The 16159-nt window shown below is 33.7% G+C and carries 17 protein-coding genes; 10 read left to right on the top strand and 7 right to left on the bottom strand.

All coding sequences use genetic code 11. The features are described 5' to 3' along the window. The first annotated feature begins 289 nt into the window (after positions 1-289). Positions 290-904: a hypothetical protein gene (locus AAGU07_RS15210; RefSeq protein ID WP_342459936.1), complete on the top strand. Its 615-nt coding sequence runs from the start codon at positions 290-292 to the stop codon at positions 902-904. A gap of 363 nt (positions 905-1267) precedes the next feature. After that, the gene (locus tag AAGU07_RS15205; RefSeq protein ID WP_342459935.1) at positions 1268-1723 is read left to right on the top strand and encodes a response regulator; all 456 of its coding nucleotides are present in this window, start codon (positions 1268-1270) and stop codon (positions 1721-1723) included. Positions 1724-1735: 12 nt separating this feature from the next. Here AAGU07_RS15205 and AAGU07_RS15200 read toward each other — a convergent pair whose 3' ends face one another. Together AAGU07_RS15200 and AAGU07_RS15195 are read right to left on the bottom strand one after the other, a co-directional pair. After that, entirely contained in the window at positions 1736-2170 is a 435-nt protein-coding gene (locus AAGU07_RS15200) for a hypothetical protein (RefSeq protein WP_342459934.1), read from the bottom strand. Between the two features lie 7 nt (positions 2171-2177). Further along, positions 2178-2492 carry a hypothetical protein gene (locus AAGU07_RS15195; RefSeq protein WP_342459933.1) on the bottom strand — a complete coding sequence of 105 codons (315 nt, stop codon included), beginning with the start codon at positions 2490-2492 and terminating at the stop codon, positions 2178-2180. A 386-nt stretch (positions 2493-2878) separates the two neighbouring features. Here AAGU07_RS15195 and AAGU07_RS15190 point away from each other — a divergent pair, with 386 nt between their 5' ends. The 6 genes from AAGU07_RS15190 (at position 2879) to AAGU07_RS15165 (ending at position 6370) form a co-directional block, all read left to right on the top strand. Beyond that, positions 2879-3406, top strand: coding sequence for a PsbP-related protein (locus tag AAGU07_RS15190; RefSeq protein ID WP_342459932.1), 528 nt, complete (start codon positions 2879-2881; stop codon positions 3404-3406). Positions 3407-3816: 410 nt separating this feature from the next. Then, positions 3817-4323, top strand: a complete 507-nt coding sequence (locus tag AAGU07_RS15185) for a PsbP-related protein (RefSeq protein ID WP_342459931.1) — start codon at positions 3817-3819, stop codon at positions 4321-4323. Positions 4324-4570: 247 nt separating this feature from the next. Next, complete coding sequence (pth2, locus tag AAGU07_RS15180; RefSeq protein WP_048082908.1) at positions 4571-4909, top strand: aminoacyl-tRNA hydrolase; 339 nt, start codon at positions 4571-4573, stop codon at positions 4907-4909. Between the two features lie 237 nt (positions 4910-5146). Next, positions 5147-5809 carry a delta 1-pyrroline-5-carboxylate synthetase gene (locus AAGU07_RS15175; protein ID WP_342459930.1) on the top strand — a complete coding sequence of 221 codons (663 nt, stop codon included), beginning with the start codon at positions 5147-5149 and terminating at the stop codon, positions 5807-5809. A gap of 31 nt (positions 5810-5840) precedes the next feature. Next, positions 5841-6002, top strand: a complete 162-nt coding sequence (locus AAGU07_RS15170; protein ID WP_048082906.1) for a zinc finger domain-containing protein — start codon at positions 5841-5843, stop codon at positions 6000-6002. A gap of 98 nt (positions 6003-6100) precedes the next feature. Next, entirely contained in the window at positions 6101-6370 is a 270-nt protein-coding gene (locus tag AAGU07_RS15165; RefSeq protein WP_048082905.1) for an elongation factor 1-beta, read from the top strand. 78 nt (positions 6371-6448) lie between these two features. Here the strand turns inward: AAGU07_RS15165 and AAGU07_RS15160 are convergent, their stop codons facing one another. Together AAGU07_RS15160 and AAGU07_RS15155 are read right to left on the bottom strand one after the other, a co-directional pair. Beyond that, the gene (locus AAGU07_RS15160) at positions 6449-8335 is read right to left on the bottom strand and encodes a glycoside hydrolase family 15 protein (protein ID WP_342459929.1); all 1887 of its coding nucleotides are present in this window, start codon (positions 8333-8335) and stop codon (positions 6449-6451) included. Between the two features lie 25 nt (positions 8336-8360). Further along, positions 8361-9737 carry a sugar porter family MFS transporter gene (locus AAGU07_RS15155; protein ID WP_342459928.1) on the bottom strand — a complete coding sequence of 459 codons (1377 nt, stop codon included), beginning with the start codon at positions 9735-9737 and terminating at the stop codon, positions 8361-8363. A 548-nt stretch (positions 9738-10285) separates the two neighbouring features. On the opposite strand from AAGU07_RS15155, the gene AAGU07_RS15150 reads away from it, so the two are divergent. Further along, the gene (locus AAGU07_RS15150) at positions 10286-11536 is read left to right on the top strand and encodes a tripartite tricarboxylate transporter permease (RefSeq protein ID WP_342459927.1); all 1251 of its coding nucleotides are present in this window, start codon (positions 10286-10288) and stop codon (positions 11534-11536) included. Positions 11537-12029: 493 nt separating this feature from the next. Here AAGU07_RS15150 and AAGU07_RS15145 read toward each other — a convergent pair whose 3' ends face one another. From AAGU07_RS15145 to AAGU07_RS15135, 3 genes are all read right to left on the bottom strand, one after another. Then, positions 12030-12689, bottom strand: coding sequence for an MFS transporter (locus AAGU07_RS15145; protein ID WP_342459926.1), 660 nt, complete (start codon positions 12687-12689; stop codon positions 12030-12032). A gap of 162 nt (positions 12690-12851) precedes the next feature. Then, positions 12852-13205, bottom strand: a complete 354-nt coding sequence (locus tag AAGU07_RS15140; protein WP_342459925.1) for a hypothetical protein — start codon at positions 13203-13205, stop codon at positions 12852-12854. 23 nt (positions 13206-13228) lie between these two features. Further along, entirely contained in the window at positions 13229-14209 is a 981-nt protein-coding gene (locus tag AAGU07_RS15135; RefSeq protein ID WP_342459924.1) for a 50S ribosomal protein L11 methyltransferase, read from the bottom strand. 510 nt (positions 14210-14719) lie between these two features. On the opposite strand from AAGU07_RS15135, the gene AAGU07_RS15130 reads away from it, so the two are divergent. Next, a complete protein-coding gene (locus tag AAGU07_RS15130; protein ID WP_048083037.1) occupies positions 14720-16141 on the top strand; it encodes a CpaF family protein in 1422 nt (473 codons plus the stop codon). Positions 16142-16159 lie beyond the last annotated feature (18 nt).

Raw genomic sequence — 16159 nt, 5'->3', positions numbered from 1 at the left:
TTTTTTTTAATTAAATCTGTAGGTACTTAATTTATAAACTTATTTTGAGTGGCATGTTTTGAGATTAATACTTAAATTTTTTGTTTGTTGCTAATAAATACTAAAAATATAGATGAAAATTGAGAATAACTGCATATATGGGAATAAAAAGTGATACCTTATAGGATGGATACACAGTTTAAGTGGGGATTTTATTTCATCTAGAAACGAGTCCACAGAAACTAAAAATGATTTTAAAAAATCTGTAAATGTTACGAGATTGTTTATATCCATGATGGTAATTCTTCTAGTGATCATCGTCACTTTTTATGTAAGAATTTTAAATGGTTTTGATCAATCGGTACAGTTCTCCTATTTCATGATGATCTTGGTAATTTCCATTGCTATATGCAGTATAATGTTTATAAAAGATACATGGAAGGATCAAGGGGTGTATCTGGCTATTATTGGGATTATACTGGTATGTTCTATTGGATTTGGATTTTTAAATATTGAAGAACTAAATAAAGTAGAAGTAAACGTTATTAACCCTGATACAGGATCGTCTGTGAATTCACAGTTTGTAATATATGGTTCATTTGAAAACATCCCTGAAAATAAGGATATATGGTTGTATACAGTTCCTTCAATGACTAAAAGATACTATCCTGAAATAGTGCCTGTAATTAAATTAAATAATGCTCATTCAGCTGATGGATCTTGGGAATATTATTATATACCTAGTATAAATGGATTTAAAGGTGTAGGCAAGTCATTTCAGATAGGTATCTTCATATCAAATAAAACAGATAGGATCTATATTGAACACGAAATAACGCGCCTAAATGGAAGTACTAACGGTATGGGTCAGTTACCTGGTAGAATTCAAGATATGGGAATAAAAATTAACGTTACCAAGATGTGATTTTGTTTTAACGAGGATTATACATCTATTTATTTTTTTTTAGTTGGATATACCATGCATATAATTAATGATTTTAATTTTGTTCAAATTAGTACATTCTAAATTTATTTTATTGTTTTTTTTGATTATATGGGACATAATTAACAATTTGGGGATTTAAGAATTCATCAATTACAAAATTAAGTAAAATAGGGGTTTTTAGTATATTTGTACTTATAAAAAAGGTGTTAAGTGCTTAATAAACATTAAAAAATTTATATATAAAATTCAAAGATTTTTAAGTAAGTTTAAATATTATTAAATTAATAATAATATAGTTCAGTTCTATTGTGGGTTTTATTATAAAGGGTAATAGGTAATAAAATGACGGATAATTTGGACTCTAAATCTATTAGTTCACTCTCTGTTTTATTAGTTGAGGATAATATTGCAGACGCCCGATTAATAGAAGAATTTTTAAAGGAAATTAGTATAAATGCAGTTTTGCATATTGTACGTGATGGAAAAGAGGCCATGGAATTTCTGTATTTAAACTGTAAATATAATGGGGAGTGTGAATCTACATTTGTAATTTTAGACCTAAATTTACCGAAAATGAGCGGCCGTGAGGTTTTAAAAGAAATTAAAAATGATGATGAACTAAAGAGAATACCTGTGGTAATTCTTACAACTTCAACGGCAGAAGAAGACATAAATGAGTGTTATAACAATCATGCAAACTGTTACATCACTAAACCTCTTGATTTTGATGAATTTGCAAATACAATGAATTCAATTAAAAGTTTCTGGTTTAACATGGCAGAACTACCAAAGATTTAGATTTTTATAATATTAAGTGGCCTTTAAAATTCTTTTAAACTTGTTCCAGTGAATATGGATGTGGAAGAATAATACAATGGCCATTATTATACCTGTTTCTACATGCCAGAAAAGTAAATTGAAATTGAGGTTAAACCGCACCCCGTAATCGGTTATAAGTACCAGTATTATCCCTGTGATTCCTGAAATTAACATGCTTCCAACAAGTACAATGCTCCACATTTGCTTGTACCTGACTTTTCTTAAAATCTTACTGTCATATAATAAGTAACTTATTAGATATAGCATAATTAGTGCTAATGCTATCGGTAAAACATTGTAGTCTGGATTATAGGCTTCGCCGCCGCTGACGTCTCCTTGACCACTTGACTGATCACTATTTTGAGCATAAGCTGCCGCTGGAGTTAAAAAAGCAATTATGAGTAAAATTATCAACATTTTTTTCATTGTATCACTATGTCCTCAGAGTGATTTTTTTAAACCTGTCCCTGTGAAGATAAATGTGGAACAGGGCTATTATAAATAGAACTATGCCAATTTCTACATGCCAAAAAACGAGGAGAGCGTTTACAGCGATGCTCATACCATATTCTGCAAATATGCTGATTAAGAGCCCAATTACAGCCAAAATTAAACCTATTATAAAAATTGCTATATTCCATATTTTGGCGTGCACCGTCTCTGTAATTACATCTTCTTTATATAACAAGTAGGATATTGCATACAAAATTATGATTATAAGTGAAACTGGAACGAATTCATATGACATTATAATATATATGTTAAAAAACCGGTATAAACTTTTATTTTAATGCATAATATGGTACTTTTATAACAATAAATTAACTCTATTTGAATTTTTACTAATATTTTTATGCTTTTTGGGAAATATGTTTGCTGTTAGAGATTTTAATAAAAATTAGAGACGTAATAGAATTATTATTCAATTTTTAAGCAAAAATATGAACATTAAAAATATTTGTTTATCTATCATGCTATAAAATAGGCGAATTAGCTCTAATTTTAAATGCATCATATTAGCTTAAATGATGATCACATCACTATTTTCTATTTTAATACAATTTAAATGGTTTAAAATAGGTTTATATGCAGTTGGAGTAAATGCATACTTATATAATTAATATGGGGGATTTAATGAAAAAATATGCAGTTCTTCTAACGGCAGTTTTGGCAGTTGTAGTTTTTTCTTCGGGTTGCGTAAGTCAGGGTAATAATACCTATAATTTTAATGGAATATCTTTTAATTACTCCAGTAACTGGCAGGAAATTTCAAATATTAAGACGCAGGACGCGCTTGTGGGAGTTGGAGATCCAGATTCAGCAGATAAACCAACAAACAATGTAAATACACTTGTAATCGTTCAAAAAGTACCAGTATCTTCTAACTTTACATTAAAACAGTTTTATGATGATACATATGCCAAATATGCTCAGGATTCAACCTTTCAAACTATTTCTAATAAAACTATTAAAGTAAATGGTTTGACTGGTTATGAAAACGTCCACAAAATTATGGTAAATGGGGTTTTAAAGGAAGAAAGAGTTGTTTGGCTTGAAAAAAACGGTAATGCATACGTTATACTCTGTGGGGCATTAATTGGTGACTTTGATGGCCAACAATCAAACTTTAACATAGTAATAAATTCTTTCAAGGTTCAATAATCCATTTTTTCTCTTTTTAACATTCGTTATTATGATTCATTTATAAATAAAACTTTGTAGTAAACTAAATATTTTTTTAAATTAGGTATCATGACTTTTAAAATTCAAAAGATCTTTTTTAAATAATTATATTTTATGGATTTCTGACTTAATCCTTGGGATTTTAATCTATATGAGATTTTTTAGTAAGTAAATCTTAACTTTCTTTTTGAATTTCATATTCCAGGTAATATCTTTTAAATGTAGTTTAGATAGCTAATAACTTCTGGATTTTTTATATTCCCTGTTTAAAATAGTATAATATCGGTATAATCTTATATGATACTTTAATACATCATAATGCATTTTAAAGTTAAGTATATAAATAGATATGAATAATAACGATTTTTATAAATGAAATGGGGGATTCAATGAGAAAATATGCGATTTTAGTAATATCTATTTTGGCCATTGTGATTTTTGCATCCGGTTGTACATCTGAAACTCAAAACAAGACGTATAATTTAAGTGGTATTTATTTTAATTATCCTGGTGCCTGGAATGAATTATCATCTGATCAAATTAATCTCACAAGTGGTTCTGCTACTGCAATTGTAGCTGTTAGTGATGATAGTGGACAGACAGGTGTTTTGATACAAAGTACTCCTTCTTCGTCTCAATCATTGACTGATTTTGTAAATTTAAACAAAGCAAGTATTAAAAAAATGGGTTATACTATTTTATCCGAGAATACAACAACGGTAAACGGTGTAAAGGCTCATCAAATAATTTTCAATGGAAATGATACTAAACAGGTCATGACTCTTTTTAAGAAAAATAATAAGGTTTATTACATTGTTTTCAATTCACCACCCGGAGATTTTGATAGCCAGCAAACCAATTATGATATGATACTGGACAGTTTTAAAGTACAGTAATTTTTCTTTCCCTCGAAAATCTATGATTTTCGGGGCCCCAAACACCTTGGTGTTTGAGGCCGGCGAATCTATCGATTCTCGGCCACAGAAATTCATTGAATTTCTGTAGGGTTTCTTTTATTTTTAAGTTAATATCCAAATTTCAAAAAGACTTTTATTCTATATCACATTAAACATATAATATATCAATTTTATTGGATCATAACTAAATTACATAAAAATTCTTATTTTTGAATTCGGTGAAAATATGAAACAGGTCATGGTTATAAGAACAGATTTAAAGATGGGTAAAGGAAAAATTGCAGCCCAATCATGTCATGCAAGTTTAGGTGCCTTCAAGAGGGCGGATAAAAGAAAAATTATGAAATGGGAATTAGGGGGCGAAAAGAAAGTTGTAGTTAAAGTTAAAGACTTAAAGGAACTTTATGAAATATATGAAATAGTAAAGCGCTCTGATGTCCCTTATTATCTTGTTCAGGATGCTGGAAGAACTGAACTGCCAAGCGGTACAGTGACCTGTCTTGGAATTGGCCCTGATGATGATGAAAAGATAGATAAAATAACTCATGATTTGAAACTGCTTTAAATCTGTCAAAGAATTTGACAGATTTAAGGTTCGAAAAACCATTGGTTTTTCTCAACTTTAAAATTTTATTTACTAATAAAATTTTAATGCCCTCGAACATGGAATGTTCGGGGCCCTCGAAACTGAAAGTTTCGGGGCCGAGGAAATTATATTTCCTACGGTATCGAAAATCGTAGATTTTCGAAAATTCGGAAATACTGTGTATTTCCTCAACTTTAAGTTATAGAGTGTGATTACATGGAATGGGTAGTTAAAGTGGGTGGAAGTTTATTTCCAGATGATGCCATAGAATTTTGTAAAGCACTTGTTGGCAAAAATACAATTGTCATCTGCGGCGGAGGCGATCTTGCAAATAAACTAAGGGAATACGATGTAGATATTAAATTCTCAGATACAGCTGCCCATAAAACTGCTATTTTATGCATGGACATTCTTGGAATGCTTGTTGCAGATAAGGTAGAGGGTTCAGAAGCAGTTTATTCTATTAGAGATGCGAAGAAGGTTATATCTGATGGGAGACTTCCCATATTACTGCCTTCACGATTATTTGAGTATCTTGATCCGCTTGAGCACTCTTGGAATGTAACATCTGATTCCATATCAGTTTATATAGCATGGCTCCTCAAAAGCAAAATATTAATAGTAACAAATGTAGATGGTATATATGATGTCGATCCATCTACAGATGGTGCGAAACTTTTAAGAAGTATAAATGCAAAAAAACTACTGAATTTTAGTGAAACATCAGTTGATGTAAACTTACCTGAGCTTTTACTTGAATATAACTTAGACTGTTATGTTGTTAATGGAAAGTTTCCCAAGAGAGCTATTTCTCTAATTGAAGGTAAGAATTCTAAATGCACGTTTATTCGTGGTGAAAAGAAACCAGAGGTTTTTTAATCCAAAATTAAGATTATCGGAGGTTAATTAAATGGCAAAAGCAGAATGTGTATCTTGTAAACAAGAAATATCCCCTGTAGAAACATGTGTAAAATTCAAATGTCCAGAATGTGACGAAGTACTCTACAGATGTCAGAAGTGCCGAACATTTGGGCACCTTTATACCTGCAAATGTGGATTTACAGGTCCTTAAGTATTTTATAGATTAATACATGAATTAAACTATTTTTAATTGGTTGATTAAGATAACTTATTTTGACAACCAATCAAAATTTTATATTGGTGATTTAAATGGGAGAAGTAGTAGCAACAATAAAATTAATGCCAGAAAGTCCTGAAATTGATTTAGAACAACTGAAATCAGATATTCAAACATCAATTCCTGAAGGCGCAGAACTTCATAAAATAGACGAAGAACCAATTGCATTTGGTCTTGTAGCCCTCAACGTTATGGTCATTGTAGAAGACCAGGAAGGGGGAACTGAAAAGGTTGAAGAAAACCTCGCTAAACTAAGCGGAGTTAACAGTATAGAAGTTACTGATACTAGAAGATTAATGTAATTTTAATCTCTCTATTTTTTTATTTAGGTTACAATTTGTTTTAATTCTAAATTTCTAATTCATTATTGAACATTGATTCTATTTCTTTATTTTGAATTTTTCCTTTTTATACGGCACGCTGTGTTTGAATCCTTGAGGTTTAGGCCCTTTATGTTTCCTACCTCTGGCTATTCCTATATATAATGCGCTGTTAACTAGACCTATATGGCTGAATGCTTGAGGGAAATTTCCGAGCAATTTACCTGTTTTGGGATCTATTTCTTCAGCCAAAAGGCCTAAAGGGCTCATTAACTGGAGCACGTTAACAAATATACTTATTGCTTCATCTAACCTTCCAGAAAGGGCAAGAGAATCCACAAGCCAAAAAGAACAAATTAAAAAGCAGCCTTCAGCTCCGGGAAGCCCGTCTTCATTTTTGTAGCGGTAGACAAGACCTTTTTCAGTCATTAAATTTTTCATGACAGCTTCAATGGTGCCCTGAACCCGTGGATCGTCATAGGGCAGCAGCCCCATTCTTGGAATGAGCAGGGTTGTTGCATCGATGGCATCCGAATCAAAGGATTGAACAAAACTGTTTAATTCTTTATTAAAACCTTTTTCCAGTATTGCAGTTTCTATCTCATTTTTTGTTTCTTCCCAGTTGCAGGAAGTCTCAGTCTTCTTAAATTTTGCTATTTTAATCCCTCGATCAACAGCTACCCAGCACATAAGTTTTGAATGCACATAATGGCGGGGTTCACCCCTTATTTCCCATATCCCTCGGTCTTTAGTGTTCCAGACTTCGCAGATATAGTCAACAAAATTTTTTATAAATTCCCATGTTTTATCTGAAATATCCTTCCCATAACGGGTGGTATCATAAATGGCATTTATTAGTTCCCCATAAATATCGAGCTGTTTTTGATTAACGGCCGCATTTCCTATCCTAACCGGGCTTGATTGTTTGTAACCTGAAAGATATTCCAGCATCTGTTCTTCAATAGCCTCATCTTTATGAAGTGGGTACATTATGTGGATATCTGAAGGACGAGTGCCCTGTTTTATAATGCTGTTAATCCATCTCATGTAATCCTGGGATTCCTGTACATGTTCAAGGTGGAAAAGCGCCTGTATAGTATATGCTGAATCTCTAATCCATGCATAGCGGTAATCCCAATTCCTTACTCCTCCTGTACATTCGGGAAGAGATGTTGTTGCAGCAGCCGCAATTGCCCCGCTCTCTGGATTTGCAAGTAATTTAAGTACTAAACCAGAGCGAGCAATGATATCATGCCAGATATCTTCAAGGATGCAGATTTTGTGGCATTTGTAAGTCCAGTTTTGCCAGTATTCCTGCAGGGCATCTAATTTTTCATTAAACTTATTATAATCTGGAGGATACTCTGGAGAATAATGATCCTGCTGGTTATATTGGAGAACAAACCATATTTCCATGTCCTTTCTCATGTTAAACTGGCTTGTTATTTCATCCTCTTTGATTTTGAGTGGAACAACTGTATTTAAAAATAACTCATTATCCTCAAAACTGCATATTGCTCCTCCTTCTATTAACTTGAAATCAGGGACATCTTTGGCATAATTAAAGCGTGGCTTGAAACTTAATTCAAGCCGTATATGCCCTTCAATGCACTTAACTTTCCGATAAAGAGTTCTATGGTGTTTAGTCCCGTCATAAAGATTGACGGGCATAAAATCAGTTATTGTAACCATTCCAAAGGGGGTATTGAATGTGGTTTGAAGGATATTGGTTTCTTTAATATAAGCCTGAAATGAGCTGAATTTTGAAACAGGCTGAATAGCAAAATGCCCTCCTCGCTTGTTATCTAAAATTGCTGCAAAGATTGAAGGTGATTCCAGGTAGGGGAGACACATCCAATCTATAGATCCATCACTACCAATAAGGGCGCATGTTTCCAGGTTTCCTATAATGCCGTAATTTTCAATATCTTTGAATTTATTTTCCATAATATGATTCAACCTTATATTTGGGTTATTTTGTGTTTTTAATTTCTTGAAGGCGTTTTCCTGCCTTTAACTCCATTTCAATTTCTTCAAGAGATTTTCCTTTGGTTTCAGGTACAAGGAAATAAACGAAAACCCATGTAATAATTCCAATTATGCTGTAAAGCCAGAAAGTGCCGGGGGTCCCGATTAGTTGAATAAGGGATAAAAATGTTATTGCCACCACTAAGTTAGTACCCCAGTTAACTATTGTAGCAGTGCTCATGGCACGGCCCCTTATTCGCAGCGGATAAATTTCTGAAATCATTAACCAGAAAACAGGCCCTAAACCTATGGCAAATGAACCGACATACACCATTAAACTTATAACGGCGAGCAAACCTAAAGACGTTGATAATCCCGGTAAAACGAAAGCTATCCCTAATATTGCAAGGCTGATTACCATTCCAACAAGGCCAATTAAGAGTAATGGCCTCCTTCCGACTCTGTCTATTAATGAAATCGCTACAACTGTCATGATTACGTTTATCATACCAATCCCTGCAGTTGCAAGTATTGAAACAGCAGCCGATTGAAAACCTGCAAATTCAAGGATTGTCGGTGCATAATAAATAACTGTGTTAATACCGGTTAACTGTTGAAAAGCAGCAAGCCCTATGCCGATTATTAATGCCGGTCTGACTACTGGATCTAATATTTCTGACCATTTACATTCCTGTTCACAGACTAGACTCGCTCTAATTTCTTTCATTTCTTCACTTACATTTTTGGTCATTCTTATACGTTCAAGGACAGAACGTGCTTTATCAATTCTCCCTTTACTGTAAAGCCAGCGGGGACTAGAGGGCATTAAGTACATTCCAATTCCCAATATTATACTGGGGACTACAGCTAACCCAAGCATCCAACGCCAGCCCCCGCTAGGAGCAAAGGCAAAATCCACAAGGTATGAAATGACTATACCTACTGTTATGGCGAGCTGGTTTAATGATACAAGTGCACCTCTGATGCTAACTGGTGCAACTTCGGCAATATAGAGCGGTGCAATAAATGATGCTATTCCAATAGCTATGCCCACTACAATTCTACCTGCAATTAAAGTATACACATCTGGAGTTAGTGCAGTAAATATGGCACCTATTCCAAAAACAACTGCAGCAACGATGACCATTATGCGGCGTCCGTATTTATCCGCCAGGAATCCACTTATACTTGCACCAATTACTGCGCCAATGAGTACAGAACTTACAACAATCTCTTGAGCGGTACTTGAAAGTGAAAAAGCCTGCCTGATAAATAATATTGCGCCTGAAATTACTCCAGTGTCATATCCAAATAACATTCCTCCAATAGCTGTAATTGCTGCGGCTATAACTACAAACTGGATGTTTTTCTCCTTAACCATTTAAACTACTCCGTTTATTATAAAAAAATACATTCAGTAATTTCCTCATGCTAAAATTATCCAATTTTTGCATTAAGCATCTAAATTATACTTCCTGAACTTTTTTAAGGTGTATAATTCATTAAAATGAATTAAATTAAATTTATGGAGGGTTTAGAGTATTCAACGTTAATAAAATAGTATTTAAGCATTTCCTTAATTGGGGATAGTGAGTTGCGTTTAATTACAGTTGATTGAATTGACTTTGCAGTATTAATTCAACGTTTTGTATTATGAATTTTAAGGTTTAAAAAAGTTTGTCGTAGTATTTAAATTAGAATAACTGGTGAAAAATATTTTAAAAGATATTCCTGATTTTTAAGATGTAAATGGACTTCAACTCTCATCTGGCTGCAATTTTCCCATGTTATTTTTTCTATTTTCAAATTGCTGAAACTAAAACAAATAATTTTATATATATTATTATTAATGTAATACAGAGATTACTAACTTTCTACATTATTTGTGCATTTCTATTTAAAGCATAATGGAAAACTCAGGGGTTTAAAATGTTTGATTTGATACTTGCATGTATAATAGGGATATTGTGTGGCGTTGTAACTGGTTTAATTCCGGGAATTCATGTTAACACGGTTGGAGCGTTTATTTTTGCTTCATCTTCCTTTCTTTTGGCCTCTTATTCTCCTGAAGTTTTATGTGTATTTTTAATTTCCATGGCTATTTCCCACGCCCTTTTAGAATTTATACCTTCCATGTTTCTTGGAGTTCCAGAGGAAGGGACAGTTTTATCAGTTTTACCAGGACATCAGCTCCTGCTTGAAGGTAGAGGTAAAGAAGCAGTGAGGTTAGCAGCAGTAGGTGGTTTTGGGGCAATTTTAATTACAGTTATCCTTTTACCAATTTTCATAATGGTTTTACCTGCAGTTTATGGGCAGATTAAGCCTTATATATGGATTTTACTTGTAATAATTACTATATTCATGTTTATAAGATTGAACAACAACTTAAAGTCATTCCTGTGGTCAGCTGGTTTATTTTTATTTTCTGGAATTATGGGTTATATCCTGCTGAATTCACCTGTATCGTCTAATGTTTCACTGCTTTGTATTTTTACTGGACTTTTCGGTGTAAGCACATTAATTTATAGTTTGCAACAGCGTTCATTTGTCCCAACACAAAACAGGTTCCATCATTTTAAAATTAACAGTGATATACTCAGGGGAATTTTTGCAGGTGGAGTTGCAGGGAGCATTCTTGGGTTTTTACCGGGATTTGGGCCTGCACAGGGAAGCCTGATTGCACAGGAATTAATCGGCGGCGGGGATTTTGAAAACAATAATGAAAGTTTTATCACGGCATTAAGCGGTGTTAACACATCTGATACGTTATTTTCACTTGTGATGATATTTTTAATTGGAAATCCGAGAAGTGGAATTGCCGTTTATGTGAACAATATCCTGCAGAACTTTGATTTTAACCACCTGCTATTTTTTGTATTTACCGCATTAACAGCGGTCTCAATTTCGGTATTTTTATGTTTGAAATTAGGAGATATTGTAAGCGAGTTAATAGAAAAGATAAATTATAGGAAACTTTCATGCTTTGTGATAACTTTTATGAGCCTGCTTGTAGTTGGATTTGCTCTCTGGTACCGTGCAAATCTTTTTTTCATGCTGCTTGTGTATGTAACGGCGGTTGCAATTGGTTTGCTTCCCCATTACCTTGGGGTGAATAAGTCGAACTTGATGGGAGTTTTGATCGTGCCGGCGATTGTGGTTTACTTTAATTTGGGATTTTAAATCATTGATATAATTTTTAATGAGTTTAGAAAATATAATAAATATTATTTACTTTAAAATAATACTATTTTTTTATTTTGTAATGGTAAAAAGTGGATTAAAAATGTCAAATAAAAATGTGATGAATTAATGGATATATTCTGATACTGATTTCAGAGAAAAATTTTCAAATGTGAATTTATTAATACTCTTTCTAGTTTTCGTTTCCACATTCCTTTAGGACAGACAGCAACTTCCTTTGCTGCTGCTACAATAATAAGGCTAAAATATCACTCGAAACATAGAGTATATTGGTTTATATATATTACTATTATACACATCTTTAATGGGATTTTCTCTGATTTATTAGGTGTACATTATCCTCTAGATATTATTTCAGGAGCCATTATCGGAAATTATAAGTGCATTAACTATTTTGAAATATCAAGAAAGAATATTAAATAATAAAATAGCTCCACTTATTGCGTTAAAAGAGATTAGATTTAATTATTGATTAATAAGTCAATCTTCTTGTTTTAATGTATCCGCCTATAAGTCCACATACCGCTCCATTAATGATTCCTAATATCAAATATGGTATTATGTAAAGGAACGAGCCTGTAAAAAGACTTCCTAAAAAGAAGGATACCGCACCGGTGATTATTGCATTTTTAGTTCCAATTATCATGTTTTCAGATAAGTAACCAATAATCACCAATATTAGAAATGGTAGGAGTGTAAATATACCGCTTGTAAAGGTTAATATTAGAGTTATTGCTATTGTTGATGGTACTACTAAAATCCACCAGATATTATGGAAATTAAGCTCATTTAATATGGAGTTTATAAAACCTGCCTGCATGCCCGGAGGACTTCTATGTATCCTGTGTTGATTTCGAGCATTGTAGATATGTCTTCCAATGTTTTTATAATAAAATTGATGTAATCTGTTTTTTATATTCATTGGAAATGAAAATATCTTGTTTTTGAGAATTTCTTTTTTTGCAGGTTTTTTTCTAAGTGAAATTTGTTTCCATTGGGGATCTATGATATCTAAATTTTCAACATATCTTAATTTACCACTACAATTGCATTTATGGGCAAAATCTTTTGCAGACTCACCATATTGTAATTTATAATAGCTCTTGCATTTATTGCAGATTAAATAGCCCATTTAATACCCCCATTAAAAATCTTTTAATAATATCCTTATATGAAAAGTAGTTTGATATTTGTAATTAAAAGTTTATATTCAAATTCCCTTATTAACTCTTCCCATTTTGTACTTAGTGAGTTATATCAAAATTAGAATAAGTTAAAAATAAGTCAAAATTATCTATTCTTCAGCATTACTTTGAGAATTACAAACAAGCCCATAAATTCCTATAAGTACATTCTTCAACAGTTTTCTATCTTCAAAAGTAGAATTAGGCATCACATGCGCACCAATATAAATGTTGCCTTTAAAACCAGCTTCTTTAAACCATGATTCATACTTGGGATGATCAAGACCAGATTCAAGTTCAGAAAACTCACTGGACTCGCAGATATACAAAAGCTGATAACTTTCAGGTTCATTTTTAGGGTCTGGTTTCATTAAAATAACATAAATTGCGGGAAAGTTCAGTGGATCCCAATCTTTAAGGAGATGTGGGCCGTCAAATACTATGTTGCTTATTTCTATGCTCATATTATTCCCTCATTAATTAAGACTTAAATCACAACTACTTCTTTACCTAATCTACCTGCAGCTTCCACAAACTCCTCGGTGTCGATACCAGGAAATGCATCGATGATGCAGATATCAAATTTTTCATCCAGAACGTTCTTCAACTGCCTTATATCTAAAGAATAGACCTTAAATTTTTCCCCCTCTACAATTACATCTTTTTCCGGATCCCATGTATCCACTGGAAATCCATTTGTTTCCAGGTTAACAGCAGTCATTACTACGGCGGGGAACCAGATGTCATTAAAAACAACTTCTCTTGCTCCTGCTTTAAGACATGTAATGCCAAGTGTTCCAGGCCCGCAGGTGCAGTCCAAAACAGAAGGGGCATCATATTTTTCTAAAACTTTCTGCAGGATTTCAATTTTGGGAGATTTGACCTGTGGAAATTCTATGTGTATTTTTCCCTGATCTTTGTGGATGCATAATGTTCCGTAGGGTGTCTGAACAATATCACACCTCATCTCACACCCTGCTAAAAGCTCATATACATTTGGGCTGAGATCAGAGTCTTTCAATCCTGCAGTTTCCATTATATTCCCTTTAAGAACTCCTTTAACTTCACGAACTTCTTTTACTATCCTTTGAGCGCATTTTTTGTTTACCTCATCTGATAATATTACCAGAGAATTTTCTGGTAAATAAGGGATAGAATTCAGGGGATATGCTGGAGTTATAATTGGAACGCATGTGTCTCTTAATGTCGATCTTTCATCTTTTATTCCCTCATCAATCATTATTTTCAGGACATGTGCAATTACAATATCAAGGTGTCTCCTGCCGCAATCACAAAGTCCAAAAGTTGTATTAATTTTGCCTATATCCATTTGGCTGGCTAATGGTGAAAATTTCTTTAAGTTCCATGTTTTACAGAGGGTACATGCCCTGTAAAATGATTCAATATCTTTTAAAACCATTGAAGCGGGTTGTATGCATGCATCCCCACACCTACACTGTGTTTCCATATACTTAAATATTGGATAGGCTATATAAATACGTAGCTATAGGGTATCGTGAGGCATATGAAAAATAAGCGGAAAGAAATACTCAGGGATCTTTTAGGGGAATTTGGTTCCAGTGATGATTTTAACAAGGACGATGATGAACGGGAAAATGAAGTAACCGAAGAACCAGTTAAAAGGCAAGAATATGAACCAATGCAGACTGAATACAAAAGAGAAAAGCCGGATTTGTTGGAAAAGTCAGAATATGCAGAGGATAGATCTGAAAAACAGAATTTGATGGGAAGATCAGAATATGCAGAGGACAAATCTGAAAGTCAGGATTTGGTCGGACGATCTGATTATTTAGAAGATAGATCTGAACATAAAAGAAGATCTTTTTTTGATGATGATGACGATGGGTTCAAACTTGACAGTATAATGGGAGGCTCCGTAAACAAATCTGATTCAAGTAAAATGTTTAAAGATCCTGCAGAAAAGACCGCTGAAAAGCCAAAAAGACGTCCTAAAAAGATGAAAAAGACCTCAAGTGGAATAAAGGCTGAAATAATAGAAGACGGATTAATTCCTCTTTACAACGTGTCTGTCCCTAAATTTACTGAAAGAGAAAGGCAGCTGCTCAATGAGATTCGTGAAAAGCTGGTTGAAGTTGCTGTTTCTCAAGGTGACAATTTCAAAGTTAATGAAGAGTCATTTGCAGGTGAAGTTAAAGAATTCCTGAAAATGAAGGGAGTAAGGGATACTGATAAACTTGCAGCACAAATATCTCAGGAAATGCTGGGATATGGTGAACTGGATCCTATGATTAAAGATGATGATCTGGAAGAAATAATGGTAATTGGAACAGGCAACCCTGTGTTTGTTTACCACCGAAAACTGGGAATGATGCAGACAAATGTTGTTTTTGATGATGATACTGATATTAAAGCGATTATAGATGTTATTGCAAGGCAGGTAAACCGTAGAATAGACCAGCAAACACCTATCTTAGATGCGAGGTTGGAAGATGGTTCAAGGGTAAATGCAACTATCCCTCCGGTATCTGCAGATGGTTCCTCCCTAACTATACGAAAATTCCGTAAAGATCCATTAACTGTTATTGATTTAATTAACTTTAAAACTATGTCCTCTCATTTAGCAGGGTTTTTATGGGTTTGTGTTGATGGACTTGGAGTTAAGCCCTGTAACGCAATTATAGCTGGAGGTACTGGTTCTGGTAAAACCACAACATTGAACACAGTAACTTCATTTACCCCTCCTCGTGAGAGAATAATCACTATAGAAGATACATTAGAGCTGCAGCTACCTCACGCCCACGTTTTACGTATGGAAACCCGTCCACCTAACATTGAGGGAAAAGGAGAACTGAACATGGATCACCTGGTTAAGAACTCCCTCAGGCAGAGGCCGGACAGGGTAATTGTAGGGGAAGTAAGGGGTGGTGAAGCAATAACTCTTTTCACAGCTTTAAACACTGGACACTCTGGATTTGGTACACTTCACGCCAACACTGCGCGTGAAACAATAACAAGGCTTATAAATCCTCCGATGAATGTTCCAAATATTATGATACCTGCTTTAGACTTTATAATAATGCAGAATAGGATGTATCGGCCTGAAGGGGGGTCTATAAGGAGAATAACTGAAGTTGCAGAAGTTGTAGGTATGGAAGAAGGTAATGTGCAGCTGAACAGAGTATTTGAATGGAACAACATGGTTGATAAAGTGGAATATGTTGGTATTGCAAGCCAGACACTAAGGGAAATGGCTGAACTTCGTGGAATAACCATCACTGAAATTGAAGAGGAAATTGAAAAAAGAAGGTTAGTACTGGAGTACATGGGAGATAACAACATTAGATCCATTACAGAAGTTGGAGAATGGATCAGTGACTATTATAGAGACCCTGATGAAGTTTTAGATAAGATATTATAGATAATGGTGATGTGGTGA

The organism is Methanobacterium sp., assembly GCF_038562635.1.
Classification (GTDB): domain Archaea; phylum Methanobacteriota; class Methanobacteria; order Methanobacteriales; family Methanobacteriaceae; genus Methanobacterium_D.
The sequence above is the reverse complement of the archived record's forward strand: the minus strand, read 5'-3'. Positions and strand labels throughout refer to the sequence as shown.

What these genes read in the sequence shown, in the direction of transcription:
- AAGU07_RS15185 (WP_342459931.1), top strand. Translation starts at nt 3,817, where the DNA reads ATGAGAAAATATGCGATTTTAGTAATATCTATTTTGGCCATTGTGATT.
- AAGU07_RS15150 (WP_342459927.1), top strand. Translation starts at nt 10,286, where the DNA reads ATGTTTGATTTGATACTTGCATGTATAATAGGGATATTGTGTGGCGTT.
- AAGU07_RS15140 (WP_342459925.1), bottom strand. Translation starts at nt 13,205, where the DNA reads ATGAGCATAGAAATAAGCAACATAGTATTTGACGGCCCACATCTCCTT.
- AAGU07_RS15145 (WP_342459926.1), bottom strand. Translation starts at nt 12,689, where the DNA reads ATGGGCTATTTAATCTGCAATAAATGCAAGAGCTATTATAAATTACAA.
- AAGU07_RS15205 (WP_342459935.1), top strand. Translation starts at nt 1,268, where the DNA reads ATGACGGATAATTTGGACTCTAAATCTATTAGTTCACTCTCTGTTTTA.
- AAGU07_RS15175 (WP_342459930.1), top strand. Translation starts at nt 5,147, where the DNA reads ATGGAATGGGTAGTTAAAGTGGGTGGAAGTTTATTTCCAGATGATGCC.
- AAGU07_RS15165 (WP_048082905.1), top strand. Translation starts at nt 6,101, where the DNA reads ATGGGAGAAGTAGTAGCAACAATAAAATTAATGCCAGAAAGTCCTGAA.
- AAGU07_RS15135 (WP_342459924.1), bottom strand. Translation starts at nt 14,209, where the DNA reads ATGGAAACACAGTGTAGGTGTGGGGATGCATGCATACAACCCGCTTCA.
- pth2 (WP_048082908.1), top strand. Translation starts at nt 4,571, where the DNA reads ATGAAACAGGTCATGGTTATAAGAACAGATTTAAAGATGGGTAAAGGA.
- AAGU07_RS15160 (WP_342459929.1), bottom strand. Translation starts at nt 8,335, where the DNA reads ATGGAAAATAAATTCAAAGATATTGAAAATTACGGCATTATAGGAAAC.
- AAGU07_RS15190 (WP_342459932.1), top strand. Translation starts at nt 2,879, where the DNA reads ATGAAAAAATATGCAGTTCTTCTAACGGCAGTTTTGGCAGTTGTAGTT.
- AAGU07_RS15155 (WP_342459928.1), bottom strand. Translation starts at nt 9,737, where the DNA reads ATGGTTAAGGAGAAAAACATCCAGTTTGTAGTTATAGCCGCAGCAATT.
- AAGU07_RS15200 (WP_342459934.1), bottom strand. Translation starts at nt 2,170, where the DNA reads ATGAAAAAAATGTTGATAATTTTACTCATAATTGCTTTTTTAACTCCA.
- AAGU07_RS15195 (WP_342459933.1), bottom strand. Translation starts at nt 2,492, where the DNA reads ATGTCATATGAATTCGTTCCAGTTTCACTTATAATCATAATTTTGTAT.
- AAGU07_RS15130 (WP_048083037.1), top strand. Translation starts at nt 14,720, where the DNA reads ATGAAAAAGACCTCAAGTGGAATAAAGGCTGAAATAATAGAAGACGGA.
- AAGU07_RS15170 (WP_048082906.1), top strand. Translation starts at nt 5,841, where the DNA reads ATGGCAAAAGCAGAATGTGTATCTTGTAAACAAGAAATATCCCCTGTA.